The organism is Rossellomorea aquimaris, from assembly GCF_001877785.1.
In the GTDB taxonomy this organism is placed as follows: domain Bacteria; phylum Bacillota; class Bacilli; order Bacillales; family Bacillaceae_B; genus Rossellomorea; species Rossellomorea aquimaris_A.
Map to the genome: position 1 here is coordinate 368,597 of NZ_MINN01000074.1, position 16,361 is coordinate 384,957.

Consider the following 16,361-nt stretch of genomic DNA (forward strand, 5'->3'; position numbering starts at 1 on the left):
CCTTATGGTGAAGGTTGTTATATGCATAAAAAGGACCTTTACCTATCCGGTAAAGGTCTTTTTTGTATACTCAACCGTAAGATTGAAAGGGTGAAAACATTGCTTAAGAAAAGTCTACAACAATTGATTGAGGAAAATAAAGAAAACATCATGCGTGATAAAGCACAGTTGAAAAGGATTGAAAGGAATTTGGAACAAAAGCACACAGACTCACAAAAGGGGGATGCCTGAATGTTACTGAGAAAATATGCTTCCATGTTTGGTGTTGGTTCAGCCAAGATTGATTTAATCTTGCCAAAAACAGAATTCTCTCCCGGGGAGCTGCTTCACGGATATTTCATTTTAAAAGGCGGGATTGTAAAACAAAAAGTAAGAAGAATCGACTGTGATCTTATCATGGTAGATAAACAGGCGACAGAAAAGATCATTGACTCAACAACGATTTTAAAATCAGAAGATCTGGCACCTGACGAAACAAACAGGCTTAACTTTGTCTATAGAATTCCTAAGACGCTGCAAACAGGACAGAACGGAATACGTTACCTTTTCAAAACAAAGCTGACGTTTGATAAAGGTGTTGAAAGCCTGGATGAGGACTGGATCATAGTTGTCACCTAGCTAAAGATAAGAGGACACCTTGAAGACAAGGTTGTCCTCTTCTTATTTTTGAAAACTTGCTGTGTTCAATTTTCCCATTATGCTGCTGACTACTTCATTGATTTCTACATCATCCGTCTGAATATATTCACCGAAATCATATTCTTCATATGCTAGCAGGCATTTTTCAGTTTGCTGGAAGCACCAGTTCCCTTCTTCTTCCCCTCTATCCCTGAGTCTTTTAAATATTGTCTCCCGGCTGGCTTGCAGACAAAAGTGGTGTGTTTCATCATCGATTTCTTTAAAGCCATTGAAGATATATGTAAAGTATGCAGGGACTCTCAGCGTCATCGGGACAATGAGATGTTTACCATATTCATCTTTCAACCTCTTGGCTGTATCAATTGTCAATACTCTCCAAAGTTCATAATTTTGGAAGTCCCCGCTTTTAGACTCGTTACGTTTTATATCTTCCGGCAGCATGGCCCTTATCATATACCCGACTAATTCCGGGTCGAATAACATGCTATCATCAATTTTTTCTAATAAACACGCGGCAACGGTTGTCTTTCCTGCACCAAACGCACCATTTAGCATGATGATCAACTTCATTCCCCCTAATAATAAAAAAGACTGACTTTTAAAATAGAAATCTGCCTTTCCCTTTTACAATTGTACTATCATGGAATATATTCAATCGAAGTTTTTCTGACAGCATTCTCAATACTTGTCCGCCTGCTACACTGTTTCCTTTTTTATTTATGGAAGGACCGATGATCCCAACTCCCATTCTCCCTGGAACTGCCCCAACTATACTTCCTGATACTCCGCTTTTTAACGGGAATCCAACATCAACTGCATACGTGCCTGACTCATTATACATTCCCGATGTAAGCATGATTGCTTTCACTGTTCGGACATGTCTGGATTGTATCAGCTGAGAACCTGTTCCACTGATTTTTCCGTGATTAGCAAGGAAAAAACCAAGCTTTGCCAAGGCCAGTGAATTTACGTCGATTGAGTTCACCCTGTAATATAAATCCAGCGCTTCTTCGGCTTCTTTATTTGAAAGAACTCCGGTACTTTCCATAAAATAAGCAAGTGATCGATTCCTTGCACCGTTTTTAATTTCTGAGTGGTATACTTCTTCGTTAAGTTTTACTTTTTCATCATCCCCAGTAATCGTTTGCAGAAACGATAGTATCCTCTGAAAGCGCTCCTCAACCGTTGAGCCGTTGACAAGGCTCGCTGTTGCTATGGCTCCTGAATTAATGAATGGATTATACGGCCTGTGTCCTTCATAATTTTCAAGATTGGATATTGAATTGAAGAAATCATCGGTCGGTTCCATGTCAACTTTTTGAAAGACAACTTCCTTTCCGAAGTCCTCCAGTGCCATCAACAGGATAATGACTTTGGAAATGCTTTGAAGTGAAAAATTGCAATCATCCTCACCGGCTGAATAAACTTCTCCTTCTTTTGTAATGATGGTTACCCCGAGATCGGTTGCATGCGACTGATCCAGACCAGGGATATGGTCGATAACTTCTCCTTGCGCAGTATACGGTCTGCAAGCCTTCACAATTTCTTCCATAAATTCATTCGATAACTTCTCCAATGTCACTTCCCCATCCTTTGCTGTAAGGTTCAATATTGGTGTTGCGAATTGCATTAGTGTATCCGGAACTAAAAGATTTCAAGCAATTCCCCGAATGAATCAATCACATAATCATAATGGTCTACATTGCCGAAACCGTAGCTGGCGTATACAAAAGGTATGCCTGCGTGCATTGATGCATTCCTGTCCCCTTCGGTATCCCCCACATAAACGGGATGTTTCAAGTAATTGCGCTCAATGATCAATTTAATATTTTCTCCTTTTGAAAGACCTGTCCTTCCCGGATTTTCATAATCGATGAAGTGCTTTTCTAATTTGTGATAGTCATAAAATGCTTCAATATAACCATCCTGGCAATTACTTACGATATAGAGCTTGTAGGTCTTAGCGAGCTCTTCCAGAACTTCTTCCACCTTGTCATAAAGGATACCCCCTTTGTCACGCAGATGGCCGATTTCAACACCAGAGCAGGTCTTCATGAATCGGTCTCTTTCCTCTTCTTCGAGCTCGGGAAACAACTTCCTCCCTATTTCATGCATCTGCATTCCCATTGTTTCCTTCAATTGCTGTGAAGTTAGTTCATTGTCTACTTTATCATGTTCTTTAATAACCCTATTCCATGACTGAACCACCGTTTCGCGGGGGTCCCATAACGTTCCGTCCAAATCGAATATGATACTGTCCATTTTTTCATCCTCCAATTCACTTCAGCATCTTTTTGAATGTAGTAATTCGCAGCCCTTCTGTTATTTCCTGTTCTTCGACCTCTTTAAACCCGGCATTTTTATATAAATGAATGGCTGGTCTGTTTTTTGTACCGGTTGATACAACGATGGCATCCATTCCCTTGAACTCCCCTTCGAGATGATGAAGCAAGGCTTTTGAAATTCCCTTCCTGAAATGGCGGGGATGGACCATCAATCTGTGAATATCAACAATATTTTTCTCTAATTTGAAAGAGACGGCTCCGCATAACTGATCTTTCTCATAGAAACCAAAGAATCGTTCTCCGCTATTCTGCAGGGAAATCACGTCATCCTTAAGGGGAGGCAGTTCACCATATCCGATTATATCCGCTTCTACTTGGTAAGATTCATATTGAAGGGCGAGTACCTCATTTGCCAGCGAATGCAGGGTGATATCTATCTTGAAGATCATAAGTCTTTCTCTTTTCGCTTTTTAACATATATAATTTCGGGGTCTCCCTCGTCGAGGTTTTCGATCAACCCGCTCTTTTCATACCCGAGTAATAAGAATAAACGTTGCATGATATTGTGTGACTGATTTGCCGAAGAAAAGATTTTAATTTCATCTGCCATTTCTTCAAATGCAGTGAAAAGTCCACGGACGATTCCTCTCTTCCGGCAATCTGGATGGACAATGACCAATGAGACAAACCAATGAGAAAAAAATTGTTTATTGGATAAAAGAAACCCTGCAGGCCTTCCTTCTATTTTGCAAACAAAGCAGCAGCGGTCCTGAATGGATTTATCTATCAAAGCCGATCGATGATCATTCCCAATCACTGCTTGATCAATATGTATTAAATCAAGTAAATCACTTTTTTTAGCCAACTCTATATTCAAAGGGTCCCTCCTTGGTAATTTTGTAATTCAACTGGTTCATTTCATAGATCAGTAGACTTTTCATACACTTTAATAGAGTTTCCGCCGAGTCCATAGGCTTCTGATGAATGCAGCCAATCATATCTTTCATAATAACCATCATGATCTGTAGCCAGATAGAGTTTTTTGTAGCCTTTTCTGCCCGCTTCCTTTAAAGCATACTGAAGAAATCGGGCACCAAGTCCCCTGCCCCGCCACTCCGGTTCGACATATAAACAGGCAAGCCAAGGAGTTAAATCCTGACGGCTGTTGATATCATTGCGAAGGATAGCGAATGTACCTATTATTGTTTCTCCTTCCAGCGCAATATAAAACCTGGGAACCTCTTCATCTGTTCCACATGATCGATGCATGCAGTCTTTATAAAAAAGGTAGCTCTCTTCACTTCCCCACTGCTTCCAGAAAGCGTCTACAGCTTCTTCAAATAAATCTTTCCGTTTACTCAATTCAAAAATATGCACGCTTATTCCCTCACTTACCAAATCTACTATTTTTATAATTATCCAAGAATTTTCTCAATTTATATAGTAAAATTATACAATATTAACATATAGGGGTGAAGAAATGTTTTTATATAAGGTTGATGAAGAGCTGGCACTGAAATTGGTGGACATGAATGATGCCGAAGAGATGTTCCAGCTAGTGGACACAGGAAGAAATCATTTGAAGGAGTGGCTTGGCTGGTTGGATTATACAAAAAAAGTAGAGGATTCAAAGAATTTCATTCAAGGATGCATGCGCAGTTACGCAGATAATAAAAGTATGAACACCGTGATTCTCTATAAGGGTAAGATGGTAGGAACAGCAGGCTATAATTCAATTGATTGGGCGAGTAGAACTGCCTATATTGGCTATTGGCTCCACAAGGACTATCAAGGAAATGGAATCATGACTAGAGTTGCTAGAGCACTAACAGATTATGCTTTTGACTATCATAGGTTAAATAAAGTCGACATCAGAGCGGCTGCTGAAAATAAGAAAAGCAGAAGGATCCCCGAGCGATTGGGCTTTACAGAAGAAGGAACCATCAGACAGGCGGAATGGCTGTATGATCACTATGTCGATCATGTGGTATACGGGATGCTTAAAGATGAGTGGAAAGACATAAAATAATGTATGCGGTTCGAATATTCCCCCTTTAAAACGGGCGCTCGTCCATACCATTTGGACAAAGATACATAGAATGTATTAAGTCGGGGTATTACCTTGGGCAAATACATGGAGTTAGGGGGAAGTAATATGTGGTTTCAATATTCTCAGGGCTGTGTAAGAGATAGAAGAAAGCATAAATACTGCAATTTCTGGGACAATTTGATGTTCATTCATTGCTCATGCTATGAGGACAATTATGACCATGATGACTGTAGAGACTCCAGAAAAAAAGAAGCCGTGGAACAAAAATGTTTTAAAATCAAAGATGCTCATTCATGCAGCTGCCAAAAAAATAACGAACACCATGAATCCAGGAAATGCGGTTGTAAGAAAGAAAAACATCAAGTCAGCTGCGGCTGTATGAAGTCCCGTAAATGCAATTGCCATAAACACCGTGAACATCGCGGGAAAAAATGCGGCTGCGACAGATGATCAAAGAACCCATCCTGAACGGATGGGGTTTTTTTATGCTCTCTTTTTCGCCAAAGGTATCAATATATCAAAATGTGGATCATTCAAATCGCGATCGTGCGGGTATCGCTCATGCTTAATCGGCAAATCATCATAATACTTCGTCCCTGCCTCAACCCAGGGAGAGTAATCACCGTTCTCTTTCACCCACTGATAGATTCCTGAGTATGTATGACCAATGTCTTCGCCTTTTGGATGGTGGATACAAAAATATGTCATGGGACTTACCTTGATTTCTACCATCCCTTCTGGAACCTCCTGTTCATGACTCACTTCATACACAGAATAATGTACGAATCCATCCGGGCGCAAGTGAAAAGACAAACCTAATTGCTGCTGTGGATCAACCGCATATTCCAATTCCGTAACCCGTGTACTCATCATTTTGATCATTTCCTTCAAAGCAGCTACTTCCGAATACCCCCCTTCCCATTTTAACCCGATGGCTCTGTAGCCAGGCAAATCAGTCACTTTATAATCTGATTTCTCCATAATCCCCCTCCTTAAAAAGTGTCAATATTATAATTTCCACACTGTAAAGGTAAATCCTTTAATTGATTTCTTTAAATGCAATGAAACAATTTTCAATCTTTGATCGCTCATGCAATTATCACAAATAAATCCCATGGCTTTTGCCATGGGATTTATTAATCGGTGTGTTCATTCAATTTTTCCAATTCTTTTTTTGATTTATGTTTGAAAAAGAATACAACAAATAATGCAGGTACGGATAATATGACGTAACCCAATAGCAGATTTAGAATTTCCCTCGGCCTCCCCGGTACTTTTATAAATATTGTAACTCTTTCCGTCTACATTTCAAACAGGAAATTTTATGGACGGTGATATAACCATATTTCAGCAGCCTTATCGTAATTATAGACAAGTCCATTATCAGAAAATACAAGCAGTGTTCTAAATATTTATTGACAAAACCTTTCTAGAGACATACGATAAAGAAAAAGTTGCACAAAGGAAACAATCATAACCTTATAAAAAATATGTGAGGGAGCGGAAAAATAATGTCTGTACACAAATACAAATTATGTCATCTTCAAGTAGGCATGTCCGTACAGATCATATCTTTAGATCTGAACGGGATCATGAGAAGACGCCTGCTGGATTTAGGCTTTGTTCCCGGAAATGTTGTGACGGTTGTAAACAAGAGTCCATTGGGTGATCCGATTGCATTCAGGGTCAGCGGCACAGTAATAGCTCTGCGTAAAGAAGAGAGCTCGAATATATATGGGGAGATGGTATAGATGAACGGGAAAAAACACCGTATCGCATTGGCCGGAAATCCAAACACCGGAAAGTCGACATTATTCAATCAACTTACAGGACTTAGACAACATACAGGGAATTGGCCGGGGAAAACCGTGGCACAATCAAAGGGATATTTTGAACATAAAAAGGAAGAGTTTGAAATCATTGATTTGCCTGGTACGTATTCACTCATTGCCAACTCTATGGATGAAGAAATAGCCAGGAACTATATAGCCTTTGAGCAGCCTGATGTGACAGTCGTCGTTCTGGATGCCACTTCTTTAGAGAGAAACTTGAATATTGCCCTACAGGTGCTGGAAATAACAGATAAAGCAGTAGTATGTCTTAACCTCATTGATGAAGCTGCCAAAAAAGGAATTGAAATCAGCGAAGCGAAGCTGCAAAAAAAGCTTGGGGTGCCTGTTGTGAAAATCTCTGCACGAAACAAAGTCGGAATTAGCAGCTTATTAGATGCCGTTGTCAGTGTAGTTAAAGGCTTATTGCCTTTATCCCCATACAAACTTGAGTATAGCGTTGAAATTGAAGAGCGGATAACAGCACTTCTTCCGGACATTCAATCCATATATGGTTCTCAACTGCCTGCAAGGTGGATTGCATTGCGTTTACTGGAAGGTGATGAGCGGATCATCGATGAGTTAAATGCCAAACTGTTAAATGAAAATAAAGGGGGTTAAAGATATGAGTTCGCTGCCGGGGAATATTGATCGAAGTCAATTCTTAAGAAGAAAAGCAAATGATCTTTCCACTGCTTCACTGCAGGATGACATTATCACCAGTGCATTCTCTCATTCAAAGGCACTGTGCAATGAAGTTGTTTCTGTAAAAGATCAAAACAAGTTATTACACACTGAAAAGCTTGATAAAATATTCACATCTAAAATATGGGGATTCCCGATTATGCTTTCCATGCTTGCTGTCGTTATTTACTTAACGATAGCCGGGGCAAACATCCCTTCATCCATGCTGGCGTCTTTTTTTGGCTGGCTTGAAGGGTATCTGACACTTGGGTTTAACGCCATCCATGCACCGGATTGGCTGCATGGTATCTTAGTGCTCGGCCTTTACAGGGGAACTTCCTGGGTAATAAGCGTCATGCTTCCGCCAATGGCAATCTTCTTCCCTATGTTTGCTATTTTAGAGAATTACGGTTATTTGCCGAGGGTAGCGTTCAACATGGATCGGTTATTTAAGAAGTCCGGAGCTCATGGTAAACAATCCTTGACAATGGCGATGGGATTCGGATGTAATGCTGCCGCAATCATGTCAACAAGAATCATAGAATCCCCGCGTGAAAGAATGCTTGCGATTCTTACCAATAATTTTGTCCCATGCAACGGCAGGTGGCCCACGCTTATTCTTCTTGCATCGATTTTCATGGCTGCAGGATTTACGGGGGCAGCTGGTACGCTCGTAACAGCTGCAGTCGTTGTAAGCATGGTTGTTTTCGGCATCATAGTCACCCTTGCTGTTTCCTGGGTCCTGTCGAAAACAGCGTTGAAAGGAGTTCCTACTCATTATACGCTTGAACTCCCACCTTACCGGAGACCGGACTTCATTAATACAATCGTCAGGGCAACATTGGATAAATCGGTTTTCGTTCTAAAAAGGGCGATTGTGATCGCTGCCCCTGCAGGAGTGTTGACCTGGGTACTGGCAAACATCATAATTGGTGATACAAGTATGTTGATGCATATTGTCAATTTCTTAGATCCGTTTGCACAGCAGCTGGGGTTGGATGGTTTCATTTTGATGGCATTCATCCTTGGGTTGCCGGCCAATGAAATCGTCCTCCCCATTTTATTGATGGGTTACCTATCAACGGGGGCCATGATCGAAGTGGAAGACCTGGATTCTTTAAAACAAATCTTCATCGATCAAGGATGGACTTGGATCACTGCATTAAATATGATGCTATTTTCTCTGCTTCATTTCCCATGCGGTACGACACTTATCAACATATTCAAAGAAACGAAAAGCAAGAAGTGGACATTCCTGGCATTTGCCATCCCTACTGGTTTGGCGGTTGCCATTACCTTTACCATTGCCCAGCTGGCAAAAGTGTTAGGGTGGGGTTAACTGAAAGGGGGACAATTCACAGGCGTCCCCCCTTCTGCTTTGAAAGGAAGTGAAAAATGATATCCGCGATTGTATTATTCATCATTGCAGGGCTCGCTGAAATTGGCGGCGGTTACCTGGTCTGGCTGTGGCTTAGAGAGAATGCATCCCCATGGTATGGTGTATTTGGCAGTTTGATTCTGGTGCTCTACGGTGTAATACCCACACTTCAGAACTTCCCTGCTTTTGGCAGGGTGTATGCAGCCTATGGCGGGGTGTTCATCGTCCTTGCAATTCTATGGGGATGGTGGGTTGATAAAAATACCCCTGATATGTATGATTTCATAGGTGCTTCGATTTGCATGATCGGAGTATCCATCATTTTATGGGCTCCGCGATAAAGAAAAGCTGAAGTTTAGTAAACTTCAGCTTTTCTTTATTTTTTGGTATGCTGCCAGAATAACGTTAAAATCGTAATCAAAGTGAACGCAGTCATTGCAAGGAATGGTATTGTGATAAATCCAAGCCAATTAATATATTCCGAATTACACGGAACCCCGCTTGCACATGGCTTGATCCCGCCAAATCCGGGGATTTTCTGCTCCATATAATGAAAGACTGAAATGATTCCTCCAATGATTGACATCGGAAGTACAATCTGTTTTAAGGCTGCGTCATTTTTGAAAGTCGCTACCCCGAGTATCAAAGTTAACGGATACATAAAAATCCTCTGATACCAGCATAGTTCACACGGTATGAAACCCTTCACTTCACTGAAATATAGACTCCCTAAAGTCGCAATGATTGACACAAGCCAGGCAGCATACATAAAGAACTGGGTTTTATCAGTTTTATTCCTGTCCATTTACTCCTGACCTTCTTCGATAAGTGATTTGATACGTTCATAGTCATAGGGATCTTCCAGTTTAGTTCCATTTATAATGATTGTCGGGGTTTGTTCAATGTTAAATTCCTGTACCAGATTGGTATCAATCTTGAGCTGTTCTTCAGCTGCTTCATTTTCAATATTCTTTTTCAATTGTTCGATATCCATATTTGTTGTCTTTTCTGCAACCTCAACTAACTTGTCCACCGTTACCCACGCTGCATCGTGATTACCGCCCTCAGGCTGTTCTTTATACAATTCCTTCTGGAAATCCCAATAGGATTCAGGATCGTTTTTGAATACTGATTCTGCAGCTTGTGCAGCAAGTATCGATTCTTCCCCGTGAAATAGGACATTAACATAAGTTAAGTTGGCCTTGCCGGTATCAATGAAATCGCTTTTTACACGGGGGTAAATCTGATCGCCCCAAGCTTTGCAGGCAGGGCATTTAAAGTCACCGAACTCCACAATCGAAACGGGGGCGTCTTCATCTCCAAGCGTCGGCTGACCCTCAGTCGCCGGGTGAGACTCAAGAGCTTCATCCTTAGGCTGTGCCTTATTATTCAACATGACTATTGCTGCCAAAAGAACGGCAACCAATAAAGTAATGATAACTAAGTATTTCATTGGTGATGCTTTCTTGTTACTCATTGAATTCTCCTCCATTTGCATGATGCATTAACATACGACTATCATAACATGTTTCAAATAAGGGTGATGTAGAAAAACTTACAGAAATTCGACAATATAATCCAATTAGGACATCCAAGAAGAAGGCCCGTCTCCCCAAAATATGGGGACGGGCCTTCTTCTTGGATTCTAATATTCAATTTCATCATAATCTTTCGGCTGCGGTTGTGAAGCCTGCTGGATATCCTCGTTACTGGAAATATTTTCAATAGTCTGCATATCGCCTTTTTCTTTTAATGGCAGGTCTTTATTTTGCTTTTCTTCTTTCATGAGGGTACATCTCCTTTCCATTATACTAGGAATAATATGTGCAGTGCATCACAAAAACATCCCATTTTATATATATTATTTTATTGATTCTATACACCTTCTGTTCAAGCTATTCTTTACAGGTACGAAGGTATGAAACCCTACAGATTGGAAATCCTTAAACTAAGAAAAGCCCCGATGGAGGTGACACCGTGATCAAAAATAACTGCACATGCGAACGATGCAAATGTCAGACTAAAAAAGAATGTGACTGCCCATGCTGTTGTGAGAAATAAAAAATTCCCGGTCTACCCGGGAATTTTTTATTTTATACTTTGACGTTCATACCTATTATTTCTTCAAAGTATTTAAGTGATTTCATTTCTGAATCAAACCACTCATTCTTGTTCCACGTTTGCTCAATGAACACCTCTGCAATCATTCGCCTGCGTTCATCTCCGAATAGGGCTGCGTCTCCAAGGGCAACGACGCTTTCATAAACTTTAACCATCAGTTCAGCTATCCGTTTGCTATGATAGGTTTGGGTATCTTCGTCAGAACCGGCTACTTTAGCCAATAAATATTCCAAAACAGTCAACCCTTCAAGAACCTTTTCAATTGACTCACTGTGCTCCTCGGGAAGGCGGTCCAGCTCCTGCCTCATTTGGTTTACGAACAGTACATGTACACTGTGTTTCTTCATCAAGCGAAGCACTTCAAGGCCTAGTATGTTTGCAGTCCCCTCCCAGACGGTTAGCACCTGGGCGTCCCTCAACATGCGCGGAAGAACGAAATCTTCGATATAACCATTGCCTCCATGCATTTCAATAGCCTCATGAGAGAAGTGTACAGCCTGCTCGGCACTTTCCTTTTTCAAAATTGCAATGTAAAGCCTTGTTAGGGCAGCCTCATCATCTGTGGTCGGTATTTCTTCGTTTGAGATCCGGTCAAACATTTCAACCAGCCTGAATACTGCGCTTGTTTCAACTTGCTGTTTAGCGGCAAGATTTACAAGAGTCTCCCTGATCATTGGATAGTGGGAAAGTTTCTCCCCGAACGCTTCACGGTGAAATGCGTAATTTCTCGCTTCCATATAAGTCCTTCTCATGATTCCGATCGAAGCAATTGCATTGCAGATCCTTGATAGATTCAATGCTTCCATCATATAATAAATTCCTTTGTTTGCTTCCCCCACAAGATAGGCTTTTGCGCCATCGAATTCAATTTCAGCAGAAGGTACCGCACGAACCCCTAATTTATCTTTTAATCGGCGGACGTGGATACCATTCAAAGTTCCGTCCGTCTTCCTCCAAGGGACTGCGAATAAACTGAGTCCTTTGCTTCCGTTCGCTGCACCCTCTATCCTGGCAAGTACCATCGCAACCCCGCACATGCCCGAATTCGAAGCAAAATACTTTTCTCCAAACAGTTCATAATCAGTTCCACTTTTAACAGCCCGAACGACATTAGCTCCTACATCCGAGCCCCCCTGCCTCTCTGTCAAGAATGTCGCACCTTCATAAAGCTCCACTTCCCCGGTTGAAAGCACATGCTTCAGGAATATTCCTTTCACATTTTCAGAGGCATATTTATCAAGCAGAAGTGCCGTGGCCATCGTCAATGTGACTGGACAATAAAATCCCGGTTCTGATTGAGAAAGAAGATATCCCTGTGCGAATGAATAAAGATAATTCCCCCTTCTCCCGAGGGCAGGGATTTCTTTGTGGATATATCCGGCAATCCCTTTATTGTAAGTATCCTGAACTGTTTTTTTATACCCTTCATTTACCCAGATCTCAGATACTTCCTCACCAAAGCGATTATATTTGATGAGCCGGGGCTGTCCTTCACGGTCGGTATGAGTGGCACGTTCGTCGATATCACCTGCACACATTCCTCCGAATTCTGACAGCTCTTTTTCTGCCCATTGAAGGAAATCCCCTTTTAGATAGTGGCGGATCAATTGCTGGAGATGGAGATCTTCAAGATAAAAATTTTCGATCTTCTTCATGATTTCACCTCATTCCTCTCTTCGCTCATCAGCCCCATTAAGGACGCACCAGGATTTTCCGCTCTTTTTGAGGGGGGTTTTTTGTGGGAAATTGAATTGGAAGTCTTCATTTTCTTGTCTCCTATTCGCACTTATAGATTTTAGAATATTTAGATAGTTATATTTTATCATTTTCGATCGTGCAAAGTTCAATAATCTATTAAAAAGTTTCCGTTGCAAACTTCACGGTCTGACCGTTTTCTGGTTAAGGCACCGGACAATACTCTGCTTCCATATAATATGAAAAACTGTGGGGTGTCTCTTTATGAAGAAAAAAATCCTGCTTTTTGCAGATGTGGGCATCGATGACATAGTCGCCCTTATATATGGATACTTAAGTGATGATATCGAACTTGTCGGAGTGGTCGCAGATTATGGAAACGTGCCCCGAAAACGTGCCATCCAAACCGCAAACTATTTGATGACATATGTTCCCGAAGGTAAAAAGTTTCCTATAATAGGAGGAGCGGAAATACCTATGACGGCCCAGGAGCCGACTTATTACCCTGAAATCCATGGAGAGTACGGACTGGGTCCGATCATTCCTGACAAATTGATCGACACGACAGAAAACTTTTTTGAAATTGTGAACATCATTCAGCAGTATGATGGAGAGCTTACCATCGTAAGCATAGGCAGATTGACCTCACTTGCTACAATGTACATTTTATATCCTGGGCTTATGGACACAGTGAAGGATGTCTATGTGATGGGCGGAGCCTTCTGGGTGCCGGGGAATGTAACAGCTGTTTCTGAAGCAAACTTTTATTCGGACCCGGTAGCTGCAAGACTCGTCATGAATTATGGCAAAAACTTAACGATCATTCCTCTTAACGTGACCGATTATTCCATCGTGACACCAGAGATGGTTGATTATATCGATTCCAAAGGCCGGACAGAGCTTTTAAAACCTTTGCTGGATTATTACTACTCTTTCTACAAGAAACGGAATCCGGAGATCCAGGGCAGTCCGGTTCACGACGCGATCACCATGATGGCCCCTTTATTCGAAGACATGTTCACGTTCAGGGAACTGCCTGTATTCATCGTGACGACTGAAGGACGTATCAATCAAGGACAAAGCATCACAGACATAAGACCTTACACGAAATTCGGGGAAGATGCCAAAAAACATCGCATCGCATTTGGATTCGATTACAATAAATTTTACAGGCGGTTTATGTCTGTTATGACTGGCGAAGTGTTTGAATGATTCCTTTCTTCATTAAATGAGTTTCTTCCTCCTGACTGGAAGGGATATTTTCGGTGGATAAGGGGATCGGGACATGGACTGGAAAGGTATCGCAGTTCAAATTATTCAGGAGGGGGTATTCTTCCTTTTTCTCGAATTTCCGTGAATTTTTGGTTTGTATCACCTGAAATCAATAATTTGTGTTAGTTCATGAGGTGTAATCGGGGTATTAAGAGGCCATGGTAATTTTTATTATCAAAAACGGACCACTTATTATCAAAAACAAGGATATATTATCAAAATTAACTTTTTATTATCAAAAACAGAATTATATTATCAAAAACTCATTTCTAACACCCTCCATACCGTGTTAGGTATACAAACAACACGGCAGAAGACAAGGAAGACAAGGCAGGACAGGCATAAAAAAATCCACACTGCCCGGTTCACGTTGTTCATTATTTCCGATCCGGTTTTAGAGGCCATCAAAAACACCACCATAATAAATCTCCTAAAATAATGAGAGCAGTCTCTGAAAGGCCTTGCCTGAGGACCTTTCAGAAACTGCTCTTTACTTTTTATAAGTGTATTCTTCTCTCACAATACCAAATGTATTAATATCCTCAAATTTACCGGAAATAAGTCGGTCTTGCTTTAAAGTTCCTTCTTTCAACAACCCTGCTTTCTGCAATACAGCTATGGAGCCTTTATTTCTTGAAAGGACTGACGCCCAGACCTTATTTAATTCAAGATCCTGAAATCCAAACGCAATCATCCTCTTCACGGCTTCCGTTGCAAATCCTTTACCCCAATATAGCCTGCCTATCCAATAACCAAGCTCTCCCTTGGAATGTTCTTTATTCACCCTCAGAGTAATCGTTCCGACTAATTCATTTGACATTTTCTCTGTGATTGCAAGTGGATATTCAGTTCCAAGCTGAATCAACTCCGGCTGAATTTCAATCCATTCCAGGGCGTGTTTCAGCATATAAGGTTGAGGAAGCCCGATGATATCTGCAACCTCCTTATTATTGGCGAGATTTTGTATTTCTGCGGCATCAGCTTTTGAAAAGGCCCGTAACACCAGTCTTTCTGAATGAAGAATCTGCATCATCGATTATCCCCCTTTAAGCCTGTTACCAATACAAATATTATAGATTTTCAAAGAATAGTCGTATGACGTCCGCTCCGCCGATAAAGGTCCCCAATGAACTGCCGAGGTTAGCTAAAACAACAATCAATAACACCCGTGTCACTTTATTTGACCAGAATCCCTTTAGACTCAAGACATCTTCCGACAACCGGTCGAAATCCGCCACATTTGGGCGTTTGAAGTAAGCCTGAACCGCCCCTGCAAACCAGCCGGCTGCAAGCAATGGGTTCAAAGAAGTAATCGGTGCTGCGATAAAAGCGGTCAAGATAGCCAGCGGATGTCCGAGAGCAATAGCCACCCCGAGTGCAGAAAAACCGCCATTCCATAAAATCCAGCTGACCGATTGCTGCAATCCTGCTTCAGGATTTGAGATGAACGTGTACGCAATGAGTGCAAGGATAGATATTGGTATCCCCCAGCCAATGATTTTAGGGAGTTTGGATTTAGGCGGCCGTTCATTCAATTGATCCAGATTATGTTCTTTCTTGATTTCCTCTTTAATACCCGGGACATGAGCTGCCCCCAAAACCGCCACTATTTTCTTACCCTTCGCATCTTTAATCTTTTGGGAAAGGTATTGGTCGCGTTCATCAATTAATGGTTTCTTCAAACGGGGGAATGTTTCGGTAAATTCATTCAGCATCCCTTCCAGCATATCTTTCGATTTAAGCTTTTCAAGCTCTTCTTCTGAAATACTGTCATTGCTGAATATGCTGTATATGATCTGCATAAGTAATTTTGCTTTCCCGGTAAACCCGACGTTGCTCCATATCCGGGAGAAGGTCACTTGGATATTCCGGTCAGCAAGAACAAGTTCCGCCCCAGTCTTCTTGGCTGATTGGATTCCCTGGATCATTTCCTGCCCGGCTTGAATTCCCAGTTGCTTAGCCATCCTTTTCTGAAAAGATGATATTGCCAGATTCATTAATAAAAATGTCGCTTTCCGATCTTTAATCACTTTGAAAATATCTGTTTCTTTCCACTTTTCGCCTTCCATGATCGATTGGTATCTTTGCTCATCCAATTCTACACACACGGAATCGGGCCGTTCCCGCTCAATGACTTCCTTTACTTGTTCAGCACTCTTCTTTGATACGTGAGCTGTACCGATCAATATGTATTCTTTTCCATCAATGTACAATCTTGTAATATTCTTTTCCTCAACTTCCATAGCCATCGGGTCCCTTCTTTTACCTAATAATATATAATTATTTTACCATTTAAATATGTATGTGCCTGAAAACTTCAGAAATATTATTATGCTGCTGATTTCCGTGAAGGACTCCGCCTTCCGAAAAGGTATGTATCTACCACTTCAATCAACAGCTGAATCCTT

General features: G+C 41.2%; 22 protein-coding genes. 9 read left to right on the forward strand and 13 right to left on the reverse strand.

From position 1 onward, the window contains the following. The first annotated feature begins 21 nt into the window (after positions 1 to 21). Together BHE18_RS23930 and BHE18_RS05710 are read left to right on the forward strand one after the other, a co-directional pair. Positions 22 to 231: an FbpB family small basic protein gene (locus BHE18_RS23930; RefSeq protein WP_071617639.1), complete on the forward strand. Its 210-nt coding sequence runs from the start codon at positions 22 to 24 to the stop codon at positions 229 to 231. Further along, the gene (locus BHE18_RS05710; RefSeq protein WP_071617640.1) at positions 232 to 618 is read left to right on the forward strand and encodes a sporulation protein; all 387 of its coding nucleotides are present in this window, start codon (positions 232 to 234) and stop codon (positions 616 to 618) included. 42 nt (positions 619 to 660) lie between these two features. On the opposite strand, the gene BHE18_RS05715 is transcribed toward BHE18_RS05710, so the two are convergent. Genes BHE18_RS05715 through BHE18_RS05740 form a run of 6 tightly spaced genes read right to left on the reverse strand, consistent with a single transcriptional unit; the run spans position 661 to position 4,301 of the window. Beyond that, on the reverse strand, positions 661 to 1,194 hold the full coding sequence (locus BHE18_RS05715) for an AAA family ATPase (protein WP_235860274.1): 534 nt from the start codon (positions 1,192 to 1,194) through the stop codon (positions 661 to 663). Positions 1,195 to 1,237: 43 nt separating this feature from the next. Further along, the gene (gene glsA / locus BHE18_RS05720) at positions 1,238 to 2,269 is read right to left on the reverse strand and encodes a glutaminase A (RefSeq protein WP_235860259.1); all 1,032 of its coding nucleotides are present in this window, start codon (positions 2,267 to 2,269) and stop codon (positions 1,238 to 1,240) included. Between the two features lie 14 nt (positions 2,270 to 2,283). Further along, positions 2,284 to 2,901, reverse strand: coding sequence for an HAD family hydrolase (locus BHE18_RS05725; protein WP_071617642.1), 618 nt, complete (start codon positions 2,899 to 2,901; stop codon positions 2,284 to 2,286). A 16-nt stretch (positions 2,902 to 2,917) separates the two neighbouring features. Further along, a complete protein-coding gene (locus tag BHE18_RS05730; protein ID WP_071617643.1) occupies positions 2,918 to 3,373 on the reverse strand; it encodes a GNAT family N-acetyltransferase in 456 nt (151 codons plus the stop codon). Continuing rightward, positions 3,370 to 3,801, reverse strand: a complete 432-nt coding sequence (locus tag BHE18_RS05735) for a GNAT family N-acetyltransferase (protein WP_071617644.1) — start codon at positions 3,799 to 3,801, stop codon at positions 3,370 to 3,372. The genes BHE18_RS05730 and BHE18_RS05735 overlap by 4 nt, the downstream gene beginning before the upstream one ends. 41 nt (positions 3,802 to 3,842) lie before the next feature. Next, positions 3,843 to 4,301 carry a GNAT family N-acetyltransferase gene (locus tag BHE18_RS05740; RefSeq protein ID WP_071617645.1) on the reverse strand — a complete coding sequence of 153 codons (459 nt, stop codon included), beginning with the start codon at positions 4,299 to 4,301 and terminating at the stop codon, positions 3,843 to 3,845. A gap of 103 nt (positions 4,302 to 4,404) precedes the next feature. Here BHE18_RS05740 and BHE18_RS05745 point away from each other — a divergent pair, with 103 nt between their 5' ends. Together BHE18_RS05745 and BHE18_RS23155 are read left to right on the forward strand one after the other, a co-directional pair. Beyond that, a complete protein-coding gene (locus tag BHE18_RS05745; RefSeq protein WP_071617646.1) occupies positions 4,405 to 4,953 on the forward strand; it encodes a GNAT family N-acetyltransferase in 549 nt (182 codons plus the stop codon). 235 nt (positions 4,954 to 5,188) lie between these two features. Then, entirely contained in the window at positions 5,189 to 5,356 is a 168-nt protein-coding gene (locus BHE18_RS23155; protein WP_171910662.1) for a hypothetical protein, read from the forward strand. Positions 5,357 to 5,457: 101 nt separating this feature from the next. On the opposite strand, the gene BHE18_RS05750 is transcribed toward BHE18_RS23155, so the two are convergent. After that, a complete protein-coding gene (locus tag BHE18_RS05750) occupies positions 5,458 to 5,955 on the reverse strand; it encodes a GyrI-like domain-containing protein (RefSeq protein WP_071617647.1) in 498 nt (165 codons plus the stop codon). Positions 5,956 to 6,485: 530 nt separating this feature from the next. Between BHE18_RS05750 and BHE18_RS05755 the strand changes: the two genes are divergently transcribed. From BHE18_RS05755 to BHE18_RS05770, 4 genes are read left to right on the forward strand one after another with little or no spacing between them, the layout of a single operon-like run. Continuing rightward, a complete protein-coding gene (locus tag BHE18_RS05755) occupies positions 6,486 to 6,725 on the forward strand; it encodes a FeoA family protein (protein ID WP_071617648.1) in 240 nt (79 codons plus the stop codon). Further along, complete coding sequence (locus BHE18_RS05760) at positions 6,726 to 7,424, forward strand: FeoB small GTPase domain-containing protein (protein ID WP_071617649.1); 699 nt, start codon at positions 6,726 to 6,728, stop codon at positions 7,422 to 7,424. A gap of 4 nt (positions 7,425 to 7,428) precedes the next feature. Next, the gene (locus BHE18_RS05765; RefSeq protein WP_071617650.1) at positions 7,429 to 8,826 is read left to right on the forward strand and encodes a nucleoside recognition domain-containing protein; all 1,398 of its coding nucleotides are present in this window, start codon (positions 7,429 to 7,431) and stop codon (positions 8,824 to 8,826) included. 56 nt (positions 8,827 to 8,882) lie between these two features. Next, positions 8,883 to 9,206, forward strand: a complete 324-nt coding sequence (locus tag BHE18_RS05770; RefSeq protein ID WP_071617651.1) for a YnfA family protein — start codon at positions 8,883 to 8,885, stop codon at positions 9,204 to 9,206. 35 nt (positions 9,207 to 9,241) lie between these two features. Here the strand turns inward: BHE18_RS05770 and BHE18_RS05775 are convergent, their stop codons facing one another. From BHE18_RS05775 to BHE18_RS05785, 4 genes are all read right to left on the reverse strand, one after another. Continuing rightward, complete coding sequence (locus tag BHE18_RS05775; protein ID WP_071617652.1) at positions 9,242 to 9,670, reverse strand: disulfide oxidoreductase; 429 nt, start codon at positions 9,668 to 9,670, stop codon at positions 9,242 to 9,244. Then, positions 9,671 to 10,342 carry a DsbA family protein gene (locus tag BHE18_RS05780; protein WP_071617653.1) on the reverse strand — a complete coding sequence of 224 codons (672 nt, stop codon included), beginning with the start codon at positions 10,340 to 10,342 and terminating at the stop codon, positions 9,671 to 9,673. A gap of 168 nt (positions 10,343 to 10,510) precedes the next feature. After that, entirely contained in the window at positions 10,511 to 10,651 is a 141-nt protein-coding gene (locus BHE18_RS23160; RefSeq protein ID WP_171910663.1) for a hypothetical protein, read from the reverse strand. A 307-nt stretch (positions 10,652 to 10,958) separates the two neighbouring features. Next, positions 10,959 to 12,641 carry an acyl-CoA dehydrogenase family protein gene (locus BHE18_RS05785; protein WP_071617654.1) on the reverse strand — a complete coding sequence of 561 codons (1,683 nt, stop codon included), beginning with the start codon at positions 12,639 to 12,641 and terminating at the stop codon, positions 10,959 to 10,961. 304 nt (positions 12,642 to 12,945) lie between these two features. Here BHE18_RS05785 and BHE18_RS05790 point away from each other — a divergent pair, with 304 nt between their 5' ends. Then, positions 12,946 to 13,893: a nucleoside hydrolase gene (locus tag BHE18_RS05790; protein WP_071617655.1), complete on the forward strand. Its 948-nt coding sequence runs from the start codon at positions 12,946 to 12,948 to the stop codon at positions 13,891 to 13,893. 550 nt (positions 13,894 to 14,443) lie between these two features. Here BHE18_RS05790 and BHE18_RS05795 read toward each other — a convergent pair. Both BHE18_RS05795 and BHE18_RS05800 read right to left on the reverse strand, forming a co-directional pair. Beyond that, positions 14,444 to 14,986 carry a GNAT family N-acetyltransferase gene (locus BHE18_RS05795; protein ID WP_071617656.1) on the reverse strand — a complete coding sequence of 181 codons (543 nt, stop codon included), beginning with the start codon at positions 14,984 to 14,986 and terminating at the stop codon, positions 14,444 to 14,446. A gap of 37 nt (positions 14,987 to 15,023) precedes the next feature. Then, positions 15,024 to 16,196, reverse strand: coding sequence for a TraB/GumN family protein (locus BHE18_RS05800; protein ID WP_071618256.1), 1,173 nt, complete (start codon positions 16,194 to 16,196; stop codon positions 15,024 to 15,026). Positions 16,197 to 16,361 lie beyond the last annotated feature (165 nt).

Excerpts from the sequence above, each read along its gene's own strand:
- BHE18_RS23930 (WP_071617639.1), top strand. The coding sequence starts at position 22 with ATGCATAAAAAGGACCTTTACCTATCCGGTAAAGGTCTTTTTTGTATA.
- BHE18_RS05710 (WP_071617640.1), top strand. The coding sequence starts at position 232 with ATGTTACTGAGAAAATATGCTTCCATGTTTGGTGTTGGTTCAGCCAAG.
- BHE18_RS05715 (WP_235860274.1), bottom strand. The coding sequence starts at position 1,194 with ATGCTAAATGGTGCGTTTGGTGCAGGAAAGACAACCGTTGCCGCGTGT.
- glsA (WP_235860259.1), bottom strand. The coding sequence starts at position 2,269 with ATGCAATTCGCAACACCAATATTGAACCTTACAGCAAAGGATGGGGAA.
- BHE18_RS05725 (WP_071617642.1), bottom strand. The coding sequence starts at position 2,901 with ATGGACAGTATCATATTCGATTTGGACGGAACGTTATGGGACCCCCGC.
- BHE18_RS05730 (WP_071617643.1), bottom strand. The coding sequence starts at position 3,373 with ATGATCTTCAAGATAGATATCACCCTGCATTCGCTGGCAAATGAGGTA.
- BHE18_RS05745 (WP_071617646.1), top strand. The coding sequence starts at position 4,405 with ATGTTTTTATATAAGGTTGATGAAGAGCTGGCACTGAAATTGGTGGAC.
- BHE18_RS23155 (WP_171910662.1), top strand. The coding sequence starts at position 5,189 with ATGACCATGATGACTGTAGAGACTCCAGAAAAAAAGAAGCCGTGGAAC.
- BHE18_RS05750 (WP_071617647.1), bottom strand. The coding sequence starts at position 5,955 with ATGGAGAAATCAGATTATAAAGTGACTGATTTGCCTGGCTACAGAGCC.
- BHE18_RS05755 (WP_071617648.1), top strand. The coding sequence starts at position 6,486 with ATGTCTGTACACAAATACAAATTATGTCATCTTCAAGTAGGCATGTCC.
- BHE18_RS05760 (WP_071617649.1), top strand. The coding sequence starts at position 6,726 with ATGAACGGGAAAAAACACCGTATCGCATTGGCCGGAAATCCAAACACC.
- BHE18_RS05765 (WP_071617650.1), top strand. The coding sequence starts at position 7,429 with ATGAGTTCGCTGCCGGGGAATATTGATCGAAGTCAATTCTTAAGAAGA.
- BHE18_RS05770 (WP_071617651.1), top strand. The coding sequence starts at position 8,883 with ATGATATCCGCGATTGTATTATTCATCATTGCAGGGCTCGCTGAAATT.
- BHE18_RS05775 (WP_071617652.1), bottom strand. The coding sequence starts at position 9,670 with ATGGACAGGAATAAAACTGATAAAACCCAGTTCTTTATGTATGCTGCC.
- BHE18_RS05780 (WP_071617653.1), bottom strand. The coding sequence starts at position 10,342 with ATGAGTAACAAGAAAGCATCACCAATGAAATACTTAGTTATCATTACT.
- BHE18_RS23160 (WP_171910663.1), bottom strand. The coding sequence starts at position 10,651 with ATGAAAGAAGAAAAGCAAAATAAAGACCTGCCATTAAAAGAAAAAGGC.
- BHE18_RS05785 (WP_071617654.1), bottom strand. The coding sequence starts at position 12,641 with ATGAAGAAGATCGAAAATTTTTATCTTGAAGATCTCCATCTCCAGCAA.
- BHE18_RS05790 (WP_071617655.1), top strand. The coding sequence starts at position 12,946 with ATGAAGAAAAAAATCCTGCTTTTTGCAGATGTGGGCATCGATGACATA.
- BHE18_RS05795 (WP_071617656.1), bottom strand. The coding sequence starts at position 14,986 with ATGATGCAGATTCTTCATTCAGAAAGACTGGTGTTACGGGCCTTTTCA.
- BHE18_RS05800 (WP_071618256.1), bottom strand. The coding sequence starts at position 16,196 with ATGGAAGTTGAGGAAAAGAATATTACAAGATTGTACATTGATGGAAAA.